This window comes from Pseudooceanicola sp. NS-SX9, from assembly GCF_057380705.1.
The window spans coordinates 167,327-190,957 of sequence record NZ_JBXXRN010000004.1 but is presented as its reverse complement, the minus strand read 5'-3'; the positions used below and the strand labels follow the sequence as shown (position 1 = coordinate 190,957).

22 protein-coding genes are annotated in these 23,631 nt (G+C 68.0%); 7 read left to right on the top strand and 15 right to left on the bottom strand.

All coding sequences use genetic code 11. The features are described from left to right. Positions 1 to 21: 21 nt before the first annotated feature. The 4 genes from AC2ITM_RS20675 to AC2ITM_RS20660 form a co-directional block, all read right to left on the bottom strand. A complete protein-coding gene (locus tag AC2ITM_RS20675; protein ID WP_486470095.1) occupies positions 22 to 510 on the bottom strand; it encodes a tripartite tricarboxylate transporter TctB family protein in 489 nt (162 codons plus the stop codon). 11 nt (positions 511 to 521) lie between these two features. Next, positions 522 to 2,018 (bottom strand): tripartite tricarboxylate transporter permease, encoded by a 1,497-nt coding sequence (locus tag AC2ITM_RS20670; RefSeq protein ID WP_486470094.1) that lies wholly within the window; start codon positions 2,016 to 2,018, stop codon positions 522 to 524. Between the two features lie 110 nt (positions 2,019 to 2,128). Further along, entirely contained in the window at positions 2,129 to 3,127 is a 999-nt protein-coding gene (locus tag AC2ITM_RS20665) for a tripartite tricarboxylate transporter substrate binding protein (protein WP_486470093.1), read from the bottom strand. A 140-nt stretch (positions 3,128 to 3,267) separates the two neighbouring features. Beyond that, the gene (locus tag AC2ITM_RS20660) at positions 3,268 to 4,347 is read right to left on the bottom strand and encodes a tricarboxylate transporter (protein ID WP_486470092.1); all 1,080 of its coding nucleotides are present in this window, start codon (positions 4,345 to 4,347) and stop codon (positions 3,268 to 3,270) included. Positions 4,348 to 4,514: 167 nt separating this feature from the next. Between AC2ITM_RS20660 and AC2ITM_RS20655 the strand changes: the two genes are divergently transcribed. The 3 genes from AC2ITM_RS20655 to AC2ITM_RS20645 are packed head-to-tail and all read left to right on the top strand — an operon-like array spanning position 4,515 to position 7,374. Next, positions 4,515 to 5,186: a response regulator transcription factor gene (locus AC2ITM_RS20655; protein ID WP_486470091.1), complete on the top strand. Its 672-nt coding sequence runs from the start codon at positions 4,515 to 4,517 to the stop codon at positions 5,184 to 5,186. Beyond that, positions 5,183 to 6,562: a sensor histidine kinase gene (locus AC2ITM_RS20650; protein WP_486470090.1), complete on the top strand. Its 1,380-nt coding sequence runs from the start codon at positions 5,183 to 5,185 to the stop codon at positions 6,560 to 6,562. Before AC2ITM_RS20655 ends, AC2ITM_RS20650 begins: the two co-directional genes overlap by 4 nt. A gap of 59 nt (positions 6,563 to 6,621) precedes the next feature. Beyond that, on the top strand, positions 6,622 to 7,374 hold the full coding sequence (locus tag AC2ITM_RS20645) for an enoyl-CoA hydratase/isomerase family protein (RefSeq protein ID WP_486470089.1): 753 nt from the start codon (positions 6,622 to 6,624) through the stop codon (positions 7,372 to 7,374). On the opposite strand, the gene AC2ITM_RS20640 is transcribed toward AC2ITM_RS20645, so the two are convergent. Then, on the bottom strand, positions 7,371 to 7,751 hold the full coding sequence (locus AC2ITM_RS20640; RefSeq protein WP_486470088.1) for a hypothetical protein: 381 nt from the start codon (positions 7,749 to 7,751) through the stop codon (positions 7,371 to 7,373). The genes AC2ITM_RS20645 and AC2ITM_RS20640 overlap by 4 nt on opposite strands. A 235-nt stretch (positions 7,752 to 7,986) precedes the next feature. Here AC2ITM_RS20640 and AC2ITM_RS20635 point away from each other — a divergent pair, with 235 nt between their 5' ends. From AC2ITM_RS20635 to AC2ITM_RS20620, 4 genes are all read left to right on the top strand, one after another. Further along, entirely contained in the window at positions 7,987 to 8,751 is a 765-nt protein-coding gene (locus tag AC2ITM_RS20635; RefSeq protein ID WP_486470087.1) for an IclR family transcriptional regulator, read from the top strand. A 125-nt stretch (positions 8,752 to 8,876) separates the two neighbouring features. Then, the gene (locus AC2ITM_RS20630) at positions 8,877 to 10,343 is read left to right on the top strand and encodes an aldehyde dehydrogenase family protein (protein WP_486470086.1); all 1,467 of its coding nucleotides are present in this window, start codon (positions 8,877 to 8,879) and stop codon (positions 10,341 to 10,343) included. A gap of 36 nt (positions 10,344 to 10,379) precedes the next feature. Then, the gene (locus AC2ITM_RS20625; RefSeq protein WP_486470085.1) at positions 10,380 to 11,366 is read left to right on the top strand and encodes a TRAP transporter substrate-binding protein; all 987 of its coding nucleotides are present in this window, start codon (positions 10,380 to 10,382) and stop codon (positions 11,364 to 11,366) included. An 84-nt stretch (positions 11,367 to 11,450) separates the two neighbouring features. Beyond that, entirely contained in the window at positions 11,451 to 13,373 is a 1,923-nt protein-coding gene (locus AC2ITM_RS20620) for an FAD-binding monooxygenase (protein WP_486470084.1), read from the top strand. A gap of 49 nt (positions 13,374 to 13,422) precedes the next feature. Here AC2ITM_RS20620 and AC2ITM_RS20615 read toward each other — a convergent pair whose 3' ends face one another. From AC2ITM_RS20615 to AC2ITM_RS20570, 10 genes are all read right to left on the bottom strand, one after another. Then, on the bottom strand, positions 13,423 to 14,868 hold the full coding sequence (locus AC2ITM_RS20615; protein WP_486470083.1) for an aldehyde dehydrogenase: 1,446 nt from the start codon (positions 14,866 to 14,868) through the stop codon (positions 13,423 to 13,425). A gap of 13 nt (positions 14,869 to 14,881) precedes the next feature. Then, positions 14,882 to 15,661 (bottom strand): coniferyl-alcohol dehydrogenase, encoded by a 780-nt coding sequence (locus AC2ITM_RS20610; protein ID WP_486470082.1) that lies wholly within the window; start codon positions 15,659 to 15,661, stop codon positions 14,882 to 14,884. Between the two features lie 9 nt (positions 15,662 to 15,670). Next, on the bottom strand, positions 15,671 to 17,149 hold the full coding sequence (locus AC2ITM_RS20605) for a flavin-containing monooxygenase (RefSeq protein WP_486470081.1): 1,479 nt from the start codon (positions 17,147 to 17,149) through the stop codon (positions 15,671 to 15,673). Positions 17,150 to 17,159: 10 nt separating this feature from the next. Then, entirely contained in the window at positions 17,160 to 18,002 is an 843-nt protein-coding gene (locus AC2ITM_RS20600; RefSeq protein WP_486470080.1) for an alpha/beta fold hydrolase, read from the bottom strand. 131 nt (positions 18,003 to 18,133) lie between these two features. Then, positions 18,134 to 18,901, bottom strand: coding sequence for a 3-ketoacyl-ACP reductase (locus AC2ITM_RS20595; RefSeq protein WP_486470079.1), 768 nt, complete (start codon positions 18,899 to 18,901; stop codon positions 18,134 to 18,136). A 2-nt stretch (positions 18,902 to 18,903) separates the two neighbouring features. Next, entirely contained in the window at positions 18,904 to 19,629 is a 726-nt protein-coding gene (locus AC2ITM_RS20590; RefSeq protein WP_486470078.1) for an ABC transporter ATP-binding protein, read from the bottom strand. Continuing rightward, entirely contained in the window at positions 19,626 to 20,384 is a 759-nt protein-coding gene (locus AC2ITM_RS20585; protein ID WP_486470077.1) for an ABC transporter ATP-binding protein, read from the bottom strand. Before AC2ITM_RS20585 ends, AC2ITM_RS20590 begins: the two co-directional genes overlap by 4 nt. Beyond that, the gene (locus AC2ITM_RS20580; protein ID WP_486470076.1) at positions 20,381 to 21,661 is read right to left on the bottom strand and encodes a branched-chain amino acid ABC transporter permease; all 1,281 of its coding nucleotides are present in this window, start codon (positions 21,659 to 21,661) and stop codon (positions 20,381 to 20,383) included. The genes AC2ITM_RS20585 and AC2ITM_RS20580 overlap by 4 nt, the downstream gene beginning before the upstream one ends. 15 nt (positions 21,662 to 21,676) lie before the next feature. Beyond that, positions 21,677 to 22,636 (bottom strand): branched-chain amino acid ABC transporter permease, encoded by a 960-nt coding sequence (locus tag AC2ITM_RS20575; protein ID WP_486470075.1) that lies wholly within the window; start codon positions 22,634 to 22,636, stop codon positions 21,677 to 21,679. Between the two features lies 1 nt (position 22,637). Then, on the bottom strand, positions 22,638 to 23,582 hold the full coding sequence (locus tag AC2ITM_RS20570) for an SMP-30/gluconolactonase/LRE family protein (RefSeq protein WP_486470074.1): 945 nt from the start codon (positions 23,580 to 23,582) through the stop codon (positions 22,638 to 22,640). Positions 23,583 to 23,631 lie beyond the last annotated feature (49 nt).

The window sequence follows — 23,631 nt, the reverse complement described above, 5'->3', positions numbered from 1 at the left end:
GGCGCGGGCCGCCCCCGATCTTCATTGCAGGGCGTAGACGGTGGCGTTCAGCCAGGCGTCGGGGGCGGCCTGCGGGACGGGGATGAAGAAGACCGTCGCGAACAGCACCGACAGCGCCAGCACCAGCACCACCGATCCCGCGATGCCCCAGGCCATGCGGCGGAACTGCAGGATCCACAGCGACAGCGACAGCCAGACCGCCGTCGTCACCAGAAAGCCCAGCCAGGGCAGCGCCACCGGATAAAGCAGCCACAGCAGCGAAAAGCCCAGCACCTGCCGGCGTTCGATGCCGACGGCCGCCAGGATGCGCTTGATGTCGCCCGCCGGGCCGTCGGCATGGGCGCGGGTCAGGTATTCGCCCACCATGTTGGCCAGCGATCCCGCCAGCACCAGCAGCGCGAGGGCCAGCGGATAATCCCGCGCGGCCCCCTGAAAGGCCAGCGACTTGACCGCCAGAAGGCCCGCGAAACCGGCGAAGGCCAGGTAGGAAACCTGTCTGAAAAGGAACATCTGTCTCTCCCTCATGCGTCCGAGGCTTCGGCCTCGGGGGCTATGTCTCGGGCGCCCTTGATCAGGCGGAAGGCCACCATGGCGATCGACACGGCCAGGAAGACCGCGGTGATCGGACGGCTGATCACCGCGCCGATGCTGTCATAGGAGGTGCCCAGCACCACCGCCTGCTGTTCCAGAAGCGGCCCCAGGATCAGCGCCATCACCACCGGCAGGATCGAGATCCGAAGCGTCTGCAGCCACAGCGCAAAGACCGTCGCCCCCAGCATGGTGAAGACATCGAAAAGCGAGTTCTGGATCGCATAGCTGCCCAGCAGAGAGAACACCGCCACCAGCGTCGCGATCACCGCCTTCGGCACCTTCAGCACCACCGCGCAGTATTTCACCCCGAAGAGGCCGAACAGCAGCATGAAGACGTTGAGGATCAGGAAGCCCCAGAAGAAGGTGTAGATCAGGCTGCTCTGGTTGGCGAACAGCATCGGGCCCGGCTGCAGCCCGTGCAGCGTCAGCGCCCCGATAAAGACCGCCGCCGCGCCGCTGCCGGGAATCCCCAGCGAAATCAGCGGGATCAGCGATCCGCCCACATTGGCACTGATCGACGCCTCGGACGAGATCAGCCCCGCGACCGACCCCTTGCCGAAGGTCTTGTCGCGCTTGTTGAAGCGCTTCTCGACCGAGTAGGAGATGAAGGGCGTTTCCACCGGGCCAAGCGCCGGCAGGATGCCCAGGAAGACCCCCAGCACCGCCGAGCGGATATAGGTGAAGGGATGCGTCAGCAGGCTTTGGGCCAGGGCGGCGCGGTCGCTGTCGCCGGAAAAGTCGATCCTGGCGGCGCCGTGTTCGCGCAGCGCCTCAAGGCCCAGCACGACGGCCTGGGTCATGCAGAAGAAGCCGATCAGCGCCGCGACGAAGTTGAAGCCCGACATCAGCTCGATCACGCCGAAGGTGAAACGCGGGATGCCGGTGGTCGGGTCCAGCCCGATGGTGGTGATCAGCAGGCCGATCAGGCAGGCGAACAGGTTCCGCAGCAGCGGCGTTTCCAGCATCACGATGACGATGGTAAAGCTGAAGATCACCAGCGCGACATATTCCGGCGCCCCGAAGGTCAGCGCCAGCTTCGACAGCGGCGGCGTCAGGAACAGCAGCGCGATGGCCGAGACGATGCCGCCGATCCCCGAGGCCAGCGCCGCCAGGCTGAGGGCGAAGGGCGCGCGGCCCTGCTTGGCCATCTCGTGGCCTTCCCAGCTGGTGACGATCGAGGCGGGGGTGCCCGGCACGTTCAGCAGGATGGCCGAGACCGAGCCGCCGAAGATGCCGCCGGCAAAGATCCCGCCCAGCATGATCATGCCGTGTTCGGGGGTCATCAGGAAGGTCACCGGCACGAAAAGCGCGATGCCGAGCGTCGCCGTCAGGCCGGGGATCGCGCCGAAGATGATGCCGATGATCACGCCCATGATCTCGACGGCGATGCTCCAGGGCGCAAGGGCGTTCAGGAAGCCCTCTAGCATGGTAAGTCCTTTCGATGGGGGGAAGGGGGCTGCGGCGGGCGGCCAGCGCCGGCACGCACCCTGGGGTGGGCAGGACCGCACCGGGGCATGGCCCGGCGCGGCCCCGGCCATCAGTTGTTGGAGCTGTCGACGAAGGTCTTCACGGCCGCGAAGGCGGTGTCGTAACGGACCTGCTCGGCGGCGGCATCCTGGGGGATCAGCTCGATCCCGACCTTCTCGAAGGCCTCCTGGGCCTCGGGATCGGCGAGGGTACGCATGATCTCGGCCGACAGCCAGTCGCGGATCTCGGCCGGGACCTTCGAGGACACGGCGACCAGCCGGTCGGCGCCCCAGACGCCGTCTTCCATCTTGATGCCCAGATCCTTCATCGTCGGAACTTTCGGCGCCAGCGACAGCGGGCTGTTGTCGGCAATGGCCAGCGGCATCAGATCGCCGGTGTCGACATATTGCGACACCTCGTCATAGTAGTTGGCCGCGATGTCGATATTGCCGCCCAGCAGGGCCACGGCCGCGGGCTTGCCGCCCTGGAAGGGGACCAGGGTGAACTTGGCGCCGGTTTCGCGTTCGACGATGCGGGTGGCGATGTCGAAGGCGCCGTTGGGGATGATGCCGACCTTCAGCTCTCCCGGGTGGGCCTTGGCGTAGTCGATGATCTGGGCGAAATCCATGCCCTTGGTCTTGGGGTTCTTGGTGCTGGACAGCCAGACCGCGGGGGCAAAGGTGATCCCCGCCAGCGGCACCATGTCTTCCTTGCCGAAGGCGCCGCCTTGCGTCGCAAGGCCGATGGCCAGCGTCGGGTTCGACAGCACGCCCACGGTATAGCCGTCGGGGCGCGCCTGCTTGGCGACATAGGTGTTGCCCACAAGCGAGCCGCCGCCGGCGCGGTTCTCGACGCGGATGTCGACGCCGGTGACGCGGGTCATCTGGGTGGCAAGCGTGCGCGCCGTCAGATCGACGCCGCCGCCCGCAGGATAGGGCACGACAAAGCTGATCGGACGGGTCGGGTAATTCTTCGGCTTGGCGGGGGCATCGGCGGCGGCGGCCAGCGACACAGAGGCCGCAAGCAGGGTGGCGGCGCAGAGGCTGCGCCGCAGAATGGCGGTGATCATGGTGGCTCCTCCCGGGAAACACGTGTGACTTGACGGGCCGGCTGCGCCAGCGAACGGGTTCCTCCGACCCGGTGTCGGCCGCCCTTGGGGCGACCTGGCGCCACCCTAAGGGGCCAACCTGTCCGCTTTCTGTCCCGGGATCAGTTTCCCAGCCTGACGCCGTAGTCGCGGCGCAGCAGGTCCAGCACCGTCTGCACATAGGCCGCCGGGATCCGCGTGCCCAACCGATAGAGCGCCTCGGCATCCTCGCCTGCGAACTGCGCGTAATTGCCCAGAACCTCGCCACGGCGGGCGGTGTAATCGGGATCGCCGAACATCGCGCGGAAGGCCGCGATCAGCATCTGCACCGTCGCCTCGGGGGTGTCGGCGGGGACGAAGATCATCTTCTGGGCGGAAAATCCGGCGGCAAAGAAGGCGCGGAACGCCTCCCATTCGGGCCCCTTGGGGGGGTGGCCGTGGACGGTGCGGTAGGCCTCGGCGAAATGCGGCAGGTCGGGAAAGTTCGGATCGCGCCGCAACTGCCCGTCGGGCCCCATCACCCCCCAGGCAAACAGCGGCACGGCGCTGCCATCCGTCACCTGCGGCTGGACGTTGCGGATGAAGGCCGAGGTCGTCTGGTAGTCGATCGACAGCTCGCCCCGTTCAAAGGCCATCCGGGCGTCCGCCCGGGCCTGAAAGCCGAACAGGTGGTCAACATCAAGGCCCAGCAGCCGGAACCCCAGCAGCGGGATCAGGTCGGCCGAAGCCGCCCCAAGGCTGCCGTAGACCAGCTTGCGCCCCTGCAGGGCTGCGATATCGGCGGGGCCTGCCGCGCCGAAGCCCGGCCGCACCACCACCACGCCGCCTGTGCCCGCCACCGACAGCACCCGCCAGCGCGCATAGTCGTAGCGCACCCTCGGATCGCCCAGCAGCGCCGGAAACTGCGTCGAGGCCGAGGTGATCAGCCAGTCACGCCCGTCGGGGCGGGCTTCTCGGGCGAACTGGTTCGCCCCCCGGATCGAGCCCAGCCCCGGTTCGTATTGAAGCGTGATCACCGGGTTGCCGGACAGGTGGCGCGACAGGATCGGGGCCTCGAAGCCCGCGATCGTCCCCGACCCGCCCCCGGGCGAGAACGGCACCGTCCAGCGCACCTGTCCGCCGCTGAACCCCTGCGCCCGCGCGGGCTGCAACCCCATGGAAAGAAAGGACGCCGACAGTGCCAGCGCCCGGCGTCGGGTCAAGACCCCCTCCCCCGTCATCATGCCCTCCCTCAGGCGGATTTGCCCTTGCCGCGGCCGGAAAACCGGCTCAGAACGGATGCGAAACTCCCAATTTCGACCCCTCCCCGCGACGCCGGACGGACAGACTAGCACGGCTGTCTGTCCCGAACCTGTCCGAGGAGGAGTTTATGCGCATCACCATCGTCGAGGACAACCCCACCCTTGCCGCCGCCATCCGCGACGCGCTGGAGGATCACGGCTTTGGCGTCGACTGGCTGTCCGACGGCGCCGCCGCCGCCGAATTCCTGGCGGGCGACTGCGGCGATGTCGTGGTGCTGGACCTGAAGCTGCCGGGCATGGGCGGGCTGGAGGTGCTGCGCGGCCTGCGCCGCCAGGCCAACCCGGTGCCGGTGCTGATCCTGACCGCGCTCGGCAAGACATCAGAGCGGGTCGAGGGGCTGGAGGCGGGCGCCGACGACTACCTGGTCAAGCCCTTCGACATGCCCGAACTGATCGCCCGCCTGCGTGCCCTGGGCCGGCGCGGCCGCGCCATGGCGCAGGCCACCGAACAGCTGGGCACGCTGACCTACGACCGCGAGGCCCGGGCGCTGTCGGGCCCCGAGGGCACGCTGGCGCTGCGGCGGCGGGAACTGGCGCTGTTCGAATGCCTGCTGGCGCAGAAGGGCCGGATCGTGGCGCGCGACCGCATCGTCGACACGCTCTATGGCACCGGCGCCGATGTCGAGGCGAATGCCCTTGATCTGGTGATCTCGCGGTTGCGGCGGCGGCTGGAGGGGACGGGCGTGGTGATCCGCACCGCCCGCGGCCTGGGCTACATGCTGGACGAGACCGCCGCATGATCGCCCTGCCCCGCAGCCTGCGCCTGCGTCTTTTCGTGCTGATCCTGGCGCCGCTGGTGGTGATCGCGCTGGCCTCGGCGGTGGTGCGCTATCACCAGTTCGCGCGGATTTCCCGGCAGGTCTATGACAACACGCTTTATACCGTGGCGCTGACGATCTCGCGCGATGTGATCTACAGCGATGGCGAACTGCTGAAGGCGCAGCTTTTGTCGGATCTGACACGGGCGGTGGGCGACACGATCTACTACCGGATCCGCGGCCCGGGTGATGCCTTCGTCACCGGCTATTCCGAGGCCCCCGCCATCCCCCCCGGCAGCGCCGATCCCGCCCCCGGCCATCCGCTGGTCTTCGACAGCCACGTGGGCGCGACGCCCGTGCGGGCGCTGGTGCTGCATGAACAGGTCTATGACCGCCCCGCCGACGGCACCGTCACGGTCGAGGTCTGGACCACGGTCAACCAGCGCCACGCGCTGTCGCTGCATCTGGCGGAACAGTCGCTGCTGTATTTCGCCACGCTGGTGGCGTCGGCGGCGCTGCTGGGCTGGCTGGGGATCACCTCGGGGCTGAAGCCGCTGACCCGGCTGGAAGAGGCGATCCTGGAACGCAGCCCGCGCGATCTGCGCCCGCTGGAAGGCCGGGTGCCCACGGAACTGACGACGCTGGTGGCGGCGACGAATGCGCTGTTTGCGCGGCTGTCGGCGGCCTTTGCGCAGCGCGATGCCTTCCTGTCGGATGCCGCCCATCAGGTGCGCACCCCCATTGCCGCCATCCAGGCCCAGGCCGAGGCCTGCCTGACCGCCCGGGACGAGGCCACCCTGCGCCCCCGCGTCGCGCGTCTGGCGCAGGCCGCGCGGCAGGCGGGGCGCCTCGTCAACCAGCTTCTGTCGATGGAGCGGATGCGCGGCCGCGACCTGCGCGCCCTGCGCGAGCGCATCGAGCTGGGCGATGTCGTGGCCGAGGTCGTCCGCGACGAGGCCGCCCGCCTGCTGAGCGCCGGAACCGATGTCACCTTCGAACGTCACGGTCAGGCGGGGCCGGTCTGCGCCGATCCGGTGATGCTGCGCGAGATGCTGGTCAACCTGCTGGAGAATGCCGCGCTCTATGGTGGTCCCGACGGCCATGTCCGCGTCCTGCTGCACGAGGCGCCGGGCGAAACGGTGATCGAGGTCTCGGACGATGGCCCCGGTATCCCGGAGGCGCTGGCCGAGCGTGTCTTTGACCGTTTCTACCGCATCAACGACGATCTGACCGGGGGCTGCGGGCTGGGGCTGGCGATCGTGCGCGACGTGGCGCGTGCCCATGGCGGCAGCGCCCGGGTCGTGCCCGGCGCGGGCGGTGCCTGCATCCGGGTGCGCCTGCGGCCGCCCTCTGCCTGACGCCCCTTGCCAGCGCGGGCCGGGGATGCTTGCCTGCCCCCGTGGCAACGGGGGATATCATGGCCGGCATTTCACGCACCAGTGCAGGGGGGATCGTCACCCTGACCCTCGACAATCCCGAAAAGCGCAACGCGCTCAGCACCGCCATGCTGGGGGCTCTGGCCGATCAGGCACAGGCGCTGGCCTGCGACGAGGCCACCCGCGTCGTGGTGCTGCGCGGCGCGGGCGAGCGGGCCTTCTGTTCGGGCGGCGATCTGACCGGCTTTGATCCCGACGACCCCGCACGGCTGCGCGCGCAGGTGCTGGCGCTGGAAGACGGGCTGGAGCGGATGCTGGCGGCCTTCGAGGCGATCCCCGTGCCAGTCGTGGCCGATATCCGCGGCGCCTGCGTCGGCGCCGGTCTGGCGCTGGCGCTGACGGCCGACCTGCGGCTGGTCACGGGGGCGGCGCGTTTCGGCATTCCGGCGATCCGCCTTGGGATGAGCTATCCGCCCCGCAGTCTGGCGCATCTGCAGGCGCTCTGCGGTCCGGGGGCGGCGGCGCGGATCGTGCTGGGGGGCGATCTGGTCGATGCCGACACGGCCCTGTCGCTGCGGCTGGTGGAACAGGTCTTTGCCCCCGCCGATCCCGATCCCGTCACGGCGCTGGTGCAGGCCATGGCCCGCGGGCCCCGCCCCGCCCTGCTGGGCTACAAGGCGATGCTGCGCGGCCTGGCCGAGGCGCCTCTGCCGCCGGCCGTCACCGCCGCGCATCAGGCGCTGGCCGAACAGGCGCTTTACCTGCCGCAGCTGGCGGCCGGTCTGCGCCGTTAACGGGCGGGATCGGGCATGCAGGCGTGGTAGGTGCGGGCGAAGACCTGCATCACCTGCATGTCGATCTGGTCATCGGGCAGCTGTGCGGTTTCGAACAGGGCGCGTGGCAGCTTCAGCGCCTGCAGCGCCACGCCGTAATCGGCACCGAACATGCTGCGCAGATCGGTCACGCGCGACAGCGCCAGCGCCTGGGCATCCGCCAGCTTCCAGCCGCTCTGGTGCATGAAGGCGATCTCCTGTGCGAGGTCCCCCAGCATGGTGCAGGCCAGCACCTGACGGCGATCGGCGGGGCTGCGGTCCTGTGCCAGGGCGGTGGCGGGCACCGCCAGTGCCAGGCAGGCGATCAGCGCGGGCGGGCAGGAAGGGAGGTGAAACAACGGGGCGCTCCTGTGCCTGAAAATGGGTCTCTGGAAATGCCGTTTGCGGAACAGTGTCGTACCGGGATGATCCGAAGGCGTACCACCCGGCGGCTGCAAGGAACAGCAGGGTCGCCCTAGCCTTTGGTCGCAGGCGCGGCCGGGGCCGGTTTCGGCTTGCAGGCGGGCGCGGGCTTTGCCACCACCCGGGGGGACCCCCGCCGGGACGCGCGGGCAGACGACGGAAGGGATCCTCATGAACGGCATTCAGCGCTACGCCCGCATCCTGGCGCTTTTCGACGAGGCCCGCCCCGAATGGACCGTCGCCGACCTGTCGGCGCGGCTGGAAACCTCGCCCAGCACCCTCTATCGCCAGGTCCGAGAGATGGTCGCGGTGGGGATGCTGGAAAACACCGTCGAGGCGCGCTTTCGCCTCGGGCCCTATTTCATCGAATTCTACCGCCGGATCCGGCTGAACGACCCGCTGATCCGCTCGGGCGCGACCTTCCTGGAGCCCCTGCTGATGCAGCTGGACATGCCCTGCGTGGTGGTGCTGGCGCGGCTCTACGGGGCTTCGGTGATGTGCGTGGCCGAACGGCGCCACGCCGATGCCACCTTCCGAACCTCTTACGAGCTGGGCCGCCCGATGCCGATCCTGCGGGGGGCGACGTCGAAGGCGGTGCTGTCGACGCTGCCGCCGCGCCAGCTGCGCAGCTTTCTGGGCAAGGATTGCGGCCTGCCCCCCGAAGCCGCCACCGGACTGGAGGCCGAGCTGTCGGTGATCCGCAAGCGCGGCCTGGTCGAGACCCGTGGCGATGTCGATCCGGGGCTGGCGGGGCTGGCGGCGCCGATCCGGCGCGACCGCATCGGCATCAACGCCTCGCTCAGCATCATCGTCGAGGATCAACTGCTGACCCCGGACCGCCGCGCCCGCGCCCTGACCTGCCTGGCCAGCACCGCCCAGGTCATCGGCAGTTTCATGGACGAGGATGCCGGGCCGGGTGATCCGGCTGTAATCTGAAAATTACCATTAAATGATAAAAATGGATTTGCGAACGTCATGATTTCCTGTATTAAGGAATCATGAACGGTTTTGGTTGTCCTGTTGTGACCCTGCCGTCACCATCGGGGGGAGGAGAGGACACCATGGACCAGCGCGTTTCCGACAGCATCACCGCAGGGCCCTTCACCGGCCAGTTCATCGCCGGGCGCTGGTGCGACGGCAGCGCGGGCAGCGTGCTGAAGGACCTGAACCCCTATGACGGCGCGCTGCTGACCGAGGTCTCGCAGGGCTCGAGGGCTGATCTGGACCGCGCCTATGCGGCCGCGGCCCGGGCGCAGAAGGACTGGGCCCGCGCCCTGCCCGGCACCCGCGCCGCGGTCTTTCACCGTGCCGCCCGCCTGGTCGAGGACAACCGCGAGGGCATCATCACCTGGCTGGTGCGCGAAAGCGGCTCGACCCGGATCAAGGCCGGGGTCGAGGTCGATGCCGTGCTGCAGGGGATGCAGGAGGCCGCCACCCTGCCCTATCAGATGCACGGCATGATCCTGCCCGTCGACCGCCCCGGCAAGGAGGCCCGCGTCTACCGCAAGCCCCTGGGGGTGATCGGCGTCATCAGCCCGTGGAATTTCCCCTTCCATCTGTCGAACCGCTCTGTCGCGCCGGCGCTGGCGCTTGGCAATGCGGTGGTGCTCAAGCCCGCGTCTGATACTCCGGTGACGGGGGGCCTGCTGCTGGCCCGGATCTACGAGGCTGCGGGCCTGCCCGAGGGGCTGCTGAACGTCGTCGTGGGCGCGGGAGCGGAGATCGGCGATGCCTTCGTCTCGCATGATGTGCCGCGGCTGATCAGCTTTACCGGCTCGACCGCGGTGGGGATGCGCATTGCCCAGGTCGCAGGCGGCGCGCCGCGGCTGAAACGGCTGGGGCTGGAGCTGGGCGGCAATGCCCCGCTGGTGATCCTGGACGATGCCGATCTGGAGGCCGCCGTGCAGGCCGCCGTCATCGGCCGCTTCATGCACCAGGGCCAGATCTGCATGAGCACCAACCGCATCATCGTCGAGGCGGGCCTGTACGACGCCTTCACCGAAGCCTTCGTCGCGGCCGCGCGGGCGGTGAAATACGGCGATCCGAACCTTCCCGACACGCTGGTCGGCCCGCTTTGCAACATGGGCCAGGTGCGCAGCGTCTCGGCGCTGATCGAGGCCGGCCGGGCGGATGGCTTTGCTCTGCCGGTCTCGGGCCCGATCGAGGGGCAGCTGGTGCCGCCCCATGTCTTCCTCGATGTGGCGAACCGCTCCCGCCTCGCCTCGCAGGAAATCTTCGGCCCCGTCGCCCCGGTGATCCGCGCCGAAACCGAAGCCCAGGCGCTGGAATTTGCCAATGACACCGAATTCGGCCTGTCCAGCGCGGTGTTCTCGCAGGACGAGGGGCGCGCCACGGCCTTTGCCCTGCAGGTTGAGGCTGGCATGACTCACGTCAATGACATTACGATGCATGACTACCCGCATGTGATGTTCGGAGGAGAGAAGAACTCTGGCATCGGGCGGTTCAACGGGCACTGGATCATCGAGGAGTTCACGACGGACCACCTGGTGACGGTGCAACGCCGCTGAGGCGCGGCGTTCCAGACGTCTTTGGGAGGAGACGACATGTTGATGAAGACGACGATGATCGCCGCGGGCCTGTGGGCCGCGGCCACGGTGGGGCTGCGCGCGGAAGAGCTGAAGCTGGCGGATTTCCAGCCGCCCAAGCATTTCGTGGTGGATCAGGTCTATGCGCCGATGGCCGAGGCGCTGAAGACCGGCACCGACGGCAAGGTGACGATCCGCACCTATATGGGCGGTGAACTGGGCGCCGGTCCGACCGAACAGTACAGCCGCGCCCTGGACGGCATCACCGACATTGCCTTTGGTCTGCCCGGCTATACGGCGTCGAATTTCCCCAAGACCCTGCTGACCGAACTGCCGGGCGTGCTGGACCCTGACACCGGGACAGAGGCCGAGATGGCCCACCTGGACCTGCTGGCCAAGGAATACCGCCGGGTCAAGCTGCTGGCGCTGTGGACCAATGCGCCGAACCTGATCTTCACCGCCTCCAAGCCGGTGCACAGCCCCGAGGACCTGAAGGGCCTGAAGATCCGCGTGCCCTCGCGCAATGCCGGGCTGGTGGTGCAGGCCTGGGGCGGCACGCCGGTCTCGATGCCCGCGCCCGAGATCTACAACGCCATGCAGACCGGCGTTCTGGATGGCGCGATGACGGATGCGACGACGCTGGGGGCCTTCAAGCTGGCCGAGGTGACCAAGTACATCACCACGGGGATGCAGACGACGATCTCCAGCTTCTTCCTGGTGATGAACAACGACAGCTTCAAGGGCCTGACCTCCAGCCAGCAGAAGGTGATCGAGGCCGCCGGTCGCCAGGCGGCAACCGATGGCCATGCGGCCTGGGCCGCCAAGGCTGATGCCGCGCTGAAGGACTTTGCCGCGCAGCCCGGCAAGGAGGTGATCACCCTCACCCCCGATCAGGCCAAGGCCTTCGACACGATCAGCGCGACCACCGTCAAGGCCGCCCTGGCCGAGGCCGACAAGCAGGGCCTTGAGGCCACGGCCTACGTTTACGCCCTTCAGGGCAAATGATCCCGGGCGTCTGACCCCTTCGGGCAGGCCCCCTTGCGGGCCTGCCCCCATGGCCCGGGTGTACTTTCACGAAAGGACTGGACCATGCAGTATCACATGAACGGCTTCCGCCCCGGCGACCCGGAACTGGCCCCCGCCGCCCCGGGCCGCGCGCTGGACGCGCCCCTGCCCGACTGCGTCGACGTGCTGATCGTCGGCTGCGGCCCCGCCGGGCTGACGCTGGCCGCGCAGCTGGCGGCCTTTCCCGACATCACCACCCGCATCGTCGAACGCAAGTCCGGGCCCATGGAAAAGGGTCAGGCTGACGGGATCTCGTGCCGCTCGATGGAGATGTTCAATGCCTTCGGCTTTGCCGAGAAGGTGCTGAAGCAATCCTGCTGGGTGAACGAAACCACCTTCTGGAAGCCCGACCCGGCCGATCCCGCGCAGATCACCCGCAACGGCCGCATCCGCGATGTCGAAGAGGGGCTGTCGGAAATGCCCCACGTCATTCTGAACCAGGCGCGTGTCCATGACATGTATCTGGAAAGCATGGCGAAATCTCCCTCGCGGCTGGTGCCGGACTATAACCTTGCCCTGCTGGACCTGAGCGTTGCACCCACGGGCGACTACCCGGTCACGGTGACGCTGGAACGCCTGCAGGACGAGGCCCCCACCGGCGAGACGCTGACCCTGCGCGCCCGCTACGTGGTGGGTTGCGACGGCGCGCGCAGCAACGTGCGCCGCGCCATCGGCCGAGAGCTGATAGGTGACAGCGCCAATTCCGCCTGGGGCGTGATGGATGTGCTGCCGGTGACGGATTACCCCGACATTCGCTGCAAGTCGCTGATCCAGTCGGCCTCGGAAGGCAATATCATCATCATCCCGCGCGAAGGCGGCTATCTGGTGCGCCTCTACATCGAGATCGACAAGCTGGCCGAGGGCGAGCGCGTCCGCGACCGCCACCTGAGCGTCGATCACCTGATCGCCGCCGCGCAGCGCATTCTGAACCCCTTCACCTTCGAGGTGAAGCAGGTCGCCTGGTGGTCGGTCTATGAAATCGGCCAGCGCCTGACCGACCGCTTCGACGATGTGGCCGAAGGGGACGCCAGCCGCACCCCCCGCGTCTTCATCTGCGGCGATGCCTGCCACACCCACAGCCCGAAGGCGGGTCAGGGGATGAACGTGTCGATGGGGGATGCGTTCAACCTGGGCTGGAAGCTGGCCAATGTGCTGCGGGGCCTCTCGGCGCCCGAACTGCTGCACAGCTACTCGGCCGAGCGTCAGGCGGTGGCGCAGGACCTGATCGACTTTGACCGCGAATGGTCCCGGATCATGACCGAACGCCCCAGGGCCGAGGAAGAGGAAGGCGGTGCGCCGCGCTTCCAGCGCTATTTCATCCAGCATGGGCGCTACACGGCGGGCATGTCGGTGACCTACCAGCCCTCGGCGCTGACCGGCACGGGCGACCATCAGGACCTGGCCACCGGGTTCGAGATCGGCACCCGTTTCCATTCCGCCCCCGTGGTGCGCCTGGCCGATGCCAAGCCCGGCCATCTGGGCCATGTGGTTCAGGCCGATGGACGCTGGCGTCTGTTCGCCTTCGCACCGCAGGGCGATCCGATGGCCGGGGATGCCGCGCTGCGGGACCTGTGCCGCTGGCTGGAGGGGCCTTCGTCTCCGCTGACGGCCTATCTGGCGCCCGGGCAGGATGTGGATGCGGTGATCGACCTGCGTGTCGTGCTGCAGCAGCCCAGTCGCGCCATCGCGCTGGAAAAGCTGCCGAAGATGCTGTTCCCGGCCAAGGGCGCCCTGGGCCTGCGCGATTACGAGAAGGTCTTCTGCGCTGATCCCGCCGCCGACATCTTCGATCTGCGCGGCATCGACCGCGCCCGGGGCTGTCTGGTGCTGGTGCGGCCCGATCAATACGTGGGCCATGTGCTGCCCTTCGACGCCCATGCCGAGGTCGAGGCCTTCTTTGCCGGTTTCCTGAGAGCGCCGAAGGTCACCACCCCGGAACCGGCATGACGCAAAAGGCCCCCCTTTCGGGGGGCCTGACGCCGGGGAGCGGCGGGGCTCAGAAAGGATAGGGCTGCTTTGGGTCTTCGACGGTGATCCAGCGCAGTTCGGTGAATTCGGCCATGCCGGCCTTGCCGCCGAAGCGCCCGAAGCCGCTTGATTTGACGCCGCCGAAGGGCATCTGCGCCTCGTCCGAAACGGTGGGGCCGTTGATGTGGCAGATGCCGCTTTGCAGACGGTTCGCCAGGTCGAAGGCGCGGGTGATGTCTTGGGTGAAGATCGCCGAGGACAGCCCGTATTCGGTGTCGTTGGCGACCCGCAGCGCGGCCTCGGCATCGGGCACGCGGATGATGGATTTCACCGGGCCAAAGCTTTCCTCGGCATAGATGCGCATCTCGGGGGTGACGCCATCCAGCAGCGTTGCCGCGTGAATGGCGCCCGCGCGCGTGCCGCCTGCGACCAGGCGCGCGCCCCTGGCGGTGGCATCGGCGATCAGCGCATCCATCTTCTGGGCCGCGGCCTCGGTCACCAGCGATCCCAGCACCACCTTGTCGCGCGGATTGCCATGGGGCAGCGCCGCCGCCCGTTCCGCCAGCCGCGCGACGAAGGCATCGGCCACCGCATCGACCACGATGATGCGCTCGGTCGACATGCAGATCTGGCCCTGGTTCATGAAGGCGCCGAAGATCGCGGCGTTGACCGCGCCCTCCAGATCGGCGTCTTCCAGCACGATGAAGGGCGCCTTGCCGCCCAGTTCCAGCAGCGCGGGTTTCAGGTTCTCGCCCGCCAGGCGGCCGATGATGCGCCCCACCCCGGTCGAGCCGGTAAAGTTGACGTGCCGTACCGCGGGGGCCTCGATCAGCGCCTGGACGACGGCGGCGGCGTCCTCGGGGGCGTTGAAGATGACGTTGCAGGCGCCTTCGGGCAGCCCGGCCTGGGTCAGGCAGTCGCCGATCAGGCGATGGGTGCGCGGGCACAGCTCGGAGGCCTTCAGCACGGTGGTGTTGCCGCAGGCCAGCGCCATGGCGACGGCGCGGGTGCCCAGGATCACCGGCGCGTTCCAGGGCGCGATGCCAAGGCAGACGCCTCGGGGTTTCGCCACCGCCATCGCCAGGGTGCCGGGCTTGTTCGAGGGGATGACCTCGCCGCCGATCTGGGTGGTCATGGCGCCGGCTTCGCGCAGGATGCCGGCCGCCAGATGCACGTTGAAGCCCGCCCAGATCGCGGTGGCGCCGGTTTCCTCGACCATGGCCTCGACGAATTCGGGGGCGCGGGCCTCCATGATGTCGCCGGCGCGCAGCAGGATGGCGCGGCGTGCCTCGGGGCCCATGGCCGACCAGGCGGGAAGGGCGGCTTCGGCGCTGGCGACGGCCTTCAGCGCATCGGCGACGGTGGCGGCGGCGGCGCGGGTGGCGACGGCCCCGGTGACGGGGTCGTGGCGGTCATAGGTGCGGCCACCCTCGGCCGCGACCGGCTGGCCGCCGATCAGGAAATCAAGGGACATGCTGTCCTCCTCCTCAGGAAAGTCCGTTGCTCGTGGCCTCGATATGGGCGCGCATTCCGCCGTCGCAGGCAATGTTGACGCCACGGAGCCAGCCGGATCCCGCCGACAGCAGGAAGGCCACGACCGGCGCGATGTCCTGCGGCGTGCCGGGACGGTCCATGATGCGGGCGTCTTCCTCGGCCCGCGCGCCCAGGGTTGCCAGGAAATCCCCCAGGATCGGCGTGTCCACCGGGCCGGGGCTGACGGCATTCATGCGGATCCCGCGATCACGCCAGCTCCAGCGGTTCTGGTGGGTCCAGGCGACCAGCGCCTGCTTGGTGAAGAAATAGCTGTTCTGGTCGGTGATGCCGTGGGCTGCGCAGAAATCCGCGACACCGGCATATCCCAGCCCCTCGGCCGCCTTGATTTTCGGGACCTCGCCCTCCCAGCCGATCCCGGCCAGAGAGGCCAGGTTCACGATCGAGGCGCCATCGGCCAGGCTGTCGACCAGCCCCAGCGTCAGCGCCTTCAGCGCCACCAGGTTCACCGTCACCACGACCTCTTTCGGGGCGGTGGGCGGCACGCCCGCGATATTGGCGATGCCATCGGCCTTCAGCGGCTTCAGCGCCTCGATCAGGGCGTTCAGAGCGGCTTCGTCCATCAGGTCGACTTGGTGGAAGCCGTCCAGATCCAGCGCGGGGGCGTTGCGGTCGATGCCGATCACCTTCGCGCCTGCGGCCTTCAGCTGTTTCGCGGTCTCGGCCCCGATGCCCGAGGCCACGCCGGTGACGATGAGGGTCTTGTCATTCAGCATTTCAGGTCCTTACTCGGCGGCCACGGGGGCGGTCTGCAGGGCATAGCCCTCGGGGTGGAAATGGCCGTTCTCGTCGCGGAAGGAATGCGCGAAATCGGGCCAGATCAGCGTCAGGCGGCCCGAGCGGTCGTCGACGTACCAGCTCTTGCAGCCGCCCGCCAGCCAGACGGTGCCCTGGGACATGGTGTCGATCTTCTCCATGTAGGCGTCTTCGGCGGTGGTCGTGACCTCGATCACCTGGGCGTTTTCGGCCTCGATATGGGCCAGCGCCTCGAGGATGTAATCGACCTGGGCCTCGATGATGTAGACGACCGAGTTGTGGCCCAGCCCGGTGTTCGGCCCGTTGATGATGAAGAGGTTCGGATAGCCATGCACCGCGATGCTGTCATAGGCCTGCATCCCCCGCGCCCAATGGGCATCCAGGCTTTCGCCGGCACTGCCGAAGATCCGCTTGGCGAAGGGCGGGCGGACGGCCTCGAAACCGGTGGCGAAGATCAGCACGTCCAGTTCATAGGCCGTGCCCGAGGCGCCGATCACCTTGTCGCCCTCGATACGCTTCAGCGCCGAGGCCTCAAGCGTGGTGTTGCTGGCCGACATCGCCGGATAGTAGCTGTTCGAGATCAGCAGCCGCTTGCAGCCGATCTCGTAATCAGGCGTCAGCTTGGCGCGCAGTTCGGGATCGGTGATGTTGCTTTCCAGGTTGCCAAGGGCCATCGCCTTGGCCTCGTTCAGGAAACGGGGGATGTTGCGGCGCTGCGCAAAGTTGTTCTCGCCCGACCAGAAGATATCTGAGCGCATCTCCTCGAGGATCGAGGGATCGCGGCGCATCATCCGGCGTTCGCCGTCGGTAAAGGCACGGTCCCAGCGGGGGACCATGTAGGGGGCCGAGCGCTGGAAGACCACCAGTTCGCCCGCGACCTTCTGCATCTCGGGGATGATCTGGATCGCCGAGGCGCCCGATCCCACCACGCCGATGCGCTTGCCCGCCAGATCGGCGGAATGGTCCCAGTCGGCGGAATGGAAGGCCTGGCCGGTGAAGGTTTCCAGCCCCTCGACCTCGGGCATCCGGCTGTCGGCCAGATGGCCCGTGCCGGTGATCAGGATCTTGGCGCTGTAGGTGCCCTTGTCGGTCTCGACGATCCAGCGGCCCTGGTCCGCGTCCCAGCGGCTTTCCAGCATGTCGGTGCCGAAGTGGATATGCGGCAAGATCCCCTCATCCTCGGCACATTTGCGGATATAGCCCTGGATCTCGGGGCCGGGAGAGAACACGCGGCTCCAGTCGGGATTTGGCAGGAAGCTGTAGGAATAAAGGTGGCTGGGGACATCGCAGGCGACGCCCGGATAGTGGTTGTCGCGCCAGGTGCCGCCGACGTCACCGGCCCGTTCGATGATCAGGAAATCGTCGCGGCCCTGGCGTTTCAGGCGGATCGCCATGCCAAGCCCGGCAAAGCCCGCGCCGATGATGAGGATGGGGGTTTCGGTCGTCATTCTGGGCTCCTCAGGGTTTCTGGGCGGGGATCAGGGCACCGGCGGGGAATTCGCCGGGGTTGCGGGTGAAGCGGTCGACATAGTGGAACAGCTCGGCCGGGCGTTCATGGACGACGGCATGGCCGGTCGGGATCTCGGCATAGCGGGCATCGTCGATGGTGCCGAACAGCAGCTTGGAATGGTGTTTCGGCACCATCACGTCATGGGTGCAGCCGATCACCAGCGTCTTGGCGGTGATCGTGGCGCAGGCCGCGGCAATGTCGATACGGGTGTTCAGCTCCATCTGGCGGTCGACGAAGGGGCTCATCTTCAGCATCTTCGCGGCGGCGATCATGTCCTCGGGGGTGCGGAAGTTCATGAAGGCGGGCGAGAAGGCGCAGAAGGTCATGTATTCGGTGATCGAGGCCGACCCCTGATCGCGCAGGCCCTTCCAGACATGGTTGCGGACCTTCTGGTGGCTGTCGGTCTTCAGCCAGCCGGCGGCCAGGATCAGGTTGGCGATCTTGTCGCCCATCTCGGCCGCGGTCTGGGCGGCGACGACCGCGCCCAGCGAATAGCCCATCAGGGTGACGGGGCCTTCGGGGACCTCGGCCTCGATCACGGCGCGGACCTGGGCCACCAGATCCGACAGCTCCAGCGTGGGGCCATCGGTGTCGGACCAGTCGAGCGCGATCACACGCTGCCGGTAGGCCATCATCGGGAAGATGTAGCCATAGTGGCCGTCGATGGATCCGGCGGTGCCATGCACCAGCACCAGCGGCAGGCGGTCGTTCAGGGGTCCGGCGGTGCGGTAGCGGACGGCGATGCCGTTCACCTCCACCTCGCCCTCGCGGAAGGACGGATTGTCGAGCATCTTGAGGTCTCCCTAAGCTCATGCGCCTGCCGTGCCCGCAGGCCAAGGGGCCGCGGTGCCGTGCCGGAAGGTCCCGGACGGAAGGCTTTCAGGATTGCGGTGAACCGAAGGCCGGGCCTTCGGGGGGGTCTTCAGGCGGTGGGGATGTGATACCCACCGTCGACGTAGATCGGCTGGCCGGTGACGTAAGGCAGCGCGCCCGAGGCCAGCGCCGCGGCCACGGCGCCGATGTCGGCGGACTGGCCCCAGCGTTTCTGCGGCACGGCGCCGGTTTCCATGTAGGCGTCGATCTTGGCCACGGGCGCGGAACCGGTCATCTCGGTGCGGATGAAGCCGGGGCGGATCTCGTGCACGGCGATGCCATGGGGGCCGAGGCGGTCGGCGTAAAGCTGGGCCACCATCGACAGCCCCGCCTTCGAGACGCAGTAGGGGCTGCGATCCCAGGACACGTGGCTGGCGGCGATTGAGGTGATGAAGGTGATCGAGCGGTAGCTGTCGCTGTCGCGCGCGATCATCCGCCGCGCCATCGCCTGGGTCAGGAAGAAATTGCCGCGCAGGTTGATCCCGAGATTGCGGTCGAAGGCCTCGGCCTCCAGATCCAGGATGTCGGTCAGCGGGCGGGCGGCGATGCCGGCGTTGTTGACCAGCGCGTCGATCGGGCCCAGGGCGGCCTCGGCGGCATCCAGGGCTGCCTCGTGGGTGTCGATCTGCGCCAGATCCATGGCGCCGAACCAGGCGCGGGCACCCAGGGCCTGCAGTTCGGCCACGACGGCATCGGTCTTGTCGTCCAGCACCAGGTCCAGCCCGGCCACGTCGAAACCGGCGCCCGCCAGCGCCAGCGCGATCCCCCGGCCCAGCCCCTGCCGGGCCCCTGTCACCAGGGCAACGGGTCTTGTCATTGTCATACCTCCAGCCATTCCGCGCGCACTTCGGGGGCAGCCTGCAGATCCGCAGGGGTCCCCTCAAAGACGATCTCTCCGTGGCCCATGACGTAGAGCCTGTGAGAGATGTCGAGCGCGATGACAAGTTTCTGTTCCACCAGCAGGATCGAGACGCCGCGCGCGGCGATCCGTTCCAGCAGGTCCGCAATGGCGGCGACCATCTTGGGGGCCAGCCCCTCGGTTGGTTCGTCCACCATGATCAGGTCGGGATCCCCCATCAGGGTGCGGCATATGGTCAGCATCTGCTGTTCGCCCCCCGACAGCGATCCGGCATTGGTGTCGGCCCGGGTGCGCAGCACCGGGAAAAGATCGTAGATGTCGTCCAGGCTCCAACGGCCGGGGCCGGTTTTCTTCAGGCCCAGCATCAGGTTCTCGCGCACCGTCAGGTCGGGAAAGACATCGCGGCTTTCGGGGACATAGCCGATGCCGGCATAGGCGATGCGGTGCGGCTTCAGCCCGCCCACCGCCTGGCCCCTGAACTGCACGGCACCCTTCACGGTCACCGCCCCCATGATCGCCTTCAGCAGGGTCGAGCGCCCCGCCCCGTTGCGCCCCAGAAGCGAGACGATTTCCCCCTGCCCGACGCTCAGGTGGACGCCATGCAGGATGTGGCTCTTGCCGTACCAGGCCTCCAGGCCCTCGACCTGCAGAAGCGGGGCGGTGATGGCGGGATCGTGGCGCGTCATGCGGCGTCCTCCTCGGCGGTGCCCAGATAGGCCTCCTGGACGGCGGGGTTGCGGCGGATCTCCTCGGGGGTGCCGGTGGCGATGATCTGGCCGTAGACCAGCACGCTGATCCGGTCGGCCATCTCGAAGATCACGCCCATGTCGTGTTCGACCATCAGCAGCGTCTTGCCCTCGGTCACCTTCATGATCAGTTGCAGGGCGGCGGCGGTTTCCGAATGGCTCATGCCGGCCATCGGTTCATCCAGCAGCAGCGTATGCGCCCCCGATGCCACCGCCAGCCCCAGTTCCAGCGCCCGCTGTTCGGGATAGGTCAGGTTCTCGGCCGCGTCATGGGCGCGGTGGGCCAGGCCAAGGTCCTGCAGCAGGCGGTCGCATTCCTGCGCCACGTCCTGCAGCCCCGACACCGGGCGCCACACCGAATAGCGGTGCCCCAGCTTCCACAGCACGGCGCAGCGCAGGTTTTCCAGCACGCTCATCTGCGGAAAGATGTTGGTGATCTGAAAGCTGCGCGACAGCCCCGCCCGCACGATCTGCGCAGGCGGCTTGCCGGCGATGTCGTGGCCTTCGAACAGGATCTGCCCAGAGGTCGGCGTGATCCGCCCCGAGATCAGGTGGAACAGCGTCGACTTGCCCGCCCCGTTCGGGCCGATCAGCGCGTGACGCTCGCCCTTCTTCAGGGTCAGGTTGACGCCTCGGATGATCTCGACCGGGCCGAAGGCCTTCTTGAGGTTGCGGATTTCAAGGGCGTTTGTCATGCGCGGGCCTCCTTGCCCAGGGCGTGGCGCAGGGTGGCCAGACGATCCAGCTGCGGCCGCATGGCAAGGATCCCGCCCGCAGCCAGCGCCAGCCCCAGCCCCCAGCTGGTGATCGAGGTGGTCGCCAGCGGCAGCCACAGCACGCGGATCTCGGGGCCCATGGCGGCATCGAGCCCGGCGCGATAGGCCAGTTCCACCAGCATGATGACCCCGGCCAGCGTTGCCAGACCCGCGATGGCGATCCCGGCCAGCAGCGGCGCCTGACGGCCCAGCGTCCCCGATCGCACCAGCGCCGCGCCATCGGCCACCATCCCCGCCAGACCGCGGGGGGCGACCATGACCACGAAGATGAACAGCAGGCCGAAATACAGCATCCACGCGGGCGACACATCCGACAGCCAGACCTTCATCAGCCCGATCACCACGGCGCCCAGCACGGGGCCGAAGAAATGCCGCGTGCCGCCGATATAGGTCATCAGCAGAACCAGCGTCGAGGTCGCGGCGCCCAGCTCGTTCACGGTCATGATCTCGAAGTTGAGGGCGGCAAGCGATCCGGCGATGCCCGCGATGCCGGCCGCGACCGCGTAGGAGGCCATGCGGACCCGGCGGGCGGAAAAGCCCAGGAATTCAACCCGTTCGGCATTGTCGCGCACGGCATTGGCCAGCAGGCCCAGGGGCGTGCGGGTGAAGAAATAAAGGATGCCCGCGCAGATCACCAGCCAGACGGCGACGATGGCGTAGATGTCGACATTGGCCGCGTAATCCATCCCGAAGGAGGCGCCCAGATCCATGCGGTCGATGCTGACGCCTTCCTCGGATCCGTAGATCGAGGGAAAGAGCGAGGCCGCCGCATAGACCAGTTCCGACAGGCCCAGCGTGATCATGGCAAAGGGCATCCCGCCCCGCCCCGAGGCCAGCCAGCCGCCGAAGATCCCCAGCACGAAGGCGCCAAGGCCGCCGATCAGCGGGATCAGGGGCAGCGGAAAGGCGATCCCGGCCGCGCCAAGGTCCAGCACCGCATGGGTGGCGATGAAGCCGCCCAGCCCGAAGAAGGTCGCGTGGCCCAGCGACAGCAGACCGGTCTGGCCCAGCAGCACGTTGTAGGACAGCGCAAAGATCGCCATCGTGCCAAGGTAGCTGAGGGTCGAGACCATGGCCGATCCGGTGAACACCACCGGCAGCACCGCCAGCACGGCGATCAGCCCGGCCCAGGGGGCGATCTTGGCAAAGGCCGCCGGGCGCTGCGCCGGAGAGGAAGAGAGAGCGTCGTAAGTCATGGGGATCCTTTCCGGTCAGGCACGCTTGCCGATCAGCCCCATGGGGCGGAAGATCAGCATGGCGACAAGCAGCAGGTAGGGGATGACCGGGCCCACCTGGGACACGCTCACGTTCCAGATGTCGGTGACGAGGGCCCCAAGGGCGGCGGGCGGCTCGGTCACGCCGACCAGGGCGAAGACGTCGTGCACCGACAGGTCGATGGCCACGGCGAAGGTCTGGATGAAGCCCACGATCAGCGAGGCGATGAAGGCCCCGGTCAGGGATCCAAGCCCCCCCACCACGACGATCACGAACAGGATCGGCCCCAGCGACGCCGCCATCGAGGGCTGGGTGATCAGGATCGGGCCGCCGATGACGCCCGCGATCCCCGCCAGCGCCGATCCGACGCCGAAGACGCCCATGAACACCAGCGGCACGTCATGGCCCAGCATCGAGACCATCTCGGGGTGCGAGAGCGAGGCCTTGACGATCAGCCCGACCCGGGTGCGCATCAGCAGCAGCGCCAGCGCGCCGAAGATCACCACCGACATCACCAGCATGAACAGCCGGAAGGCGGGATAGCCGGTGCCGAACAGCTCGAATGCGGTGAAATCCAGCGCCGCGGGCACCTGGTAATCCATCGGGCTGCGGCCCCAGATCATCTGCACGGCCTCCTCGATCACGAAGGCCAGGCCGAAGGTGAACAGCAGTTCCCCCAGATGGCCAAAGCGGTGCACCCGGCGCAGGCCGAAGCGTTCCACCAGCGCCCCGATCAGCCCGACGGCCACGGGCGCCAGCACCAGCGCCGGGAAGAACCCCAGCCGGCGCGAGATTTCATAGCCGAAATAGGCGCCCACCATGAAGAAACTGGCATGGGCAAAGTTCAGCACGCCCATCATCGAAAAGATCAGCGTCAGCCCGGAGGCCAGCAGGAACAGCAGCATCCCATAAAGAAGGCCGTTCAGAAGCGAGAATGCGATAACCTCGGTGCTCATGTCACAGCCCCGAGAAATTGGGTTTCAGACCGGCGCGGGGCCAGACCATGGCGATCAGCCGCCCCGAGCCCGACAGGGTGATGTAGGCGGTCTGCATGTCCGGCCCCCCGAAGGCGATGTTGGTGGCGAAGGCGTCGGGCATCTCGACGGTTTCGACCAGGCGGCCATCGGGTGCGATGACGGTGATGCAGCCGGGCGTCAGGCCCGCGCAGCAGATGTTGCCGCAGGCCTCGACGGCCAGGCTGTCGTAGCGGCGGAACCCCTCGACCTGCGACAGCACGGCCTGGCCGGGCTGGAAGGGATCGGGGCGGCGGATCTGGCCGGGGCCGGTGATGTCATAGGCATAAAGGCGGCCCGTTTCGGTATCGGCCACGTAGACGCGGCTTTCGTCGGGCGACAGGCCCACGCCATTGGCGGTGGTGATCGGATAGGCGACCTCGCAGGCAAACGAGCCGTCGGGCGCGCCGTAATACAGCCCGCCATGCACGAAGCTGCGGGCGGTGCGGGTGCCGTGATCGGTGAACCACAGCCCGCCCGCGCGGTCGACGACGATGTCGTTGGGCATCAGCAGGGGGTGGCCGCCGATCTCTCGGTACAGTTCGGTCACGGTGCCGGTCGCCAGGTCGACCTTCTCGATCCGGCCGCCGCTGTAGGCGGGGTTGCCGCCCACCGGCTGGGTGATGCCGCCGGGTGCGCCCCATTCGAAGCCGTCACCGTTGTTGCAGATGTAAAGCGCGCCATCGGGCCCCATCGCGGCGCCGTTCGGGGCGCCGTCCAGCTGCGCCACCACTGTCTTGCTGCCATCGGGGGCAACGCGGGTCAGGCAGCGGCTGCGGATCTCGCAGACGATGACCGAGCCGTCGGGCAGAACGACGGGGCCTTCGGGAAAGCCCAGGCCATCGGTCACCTCGCGAAAGGCGTAGTCCTTCTGGGAATGCAGAGTCATGTTCTCCTCCTCGGCCTGCCGAGAGCGGGCAGGCAGTTGCCGGGCCGCC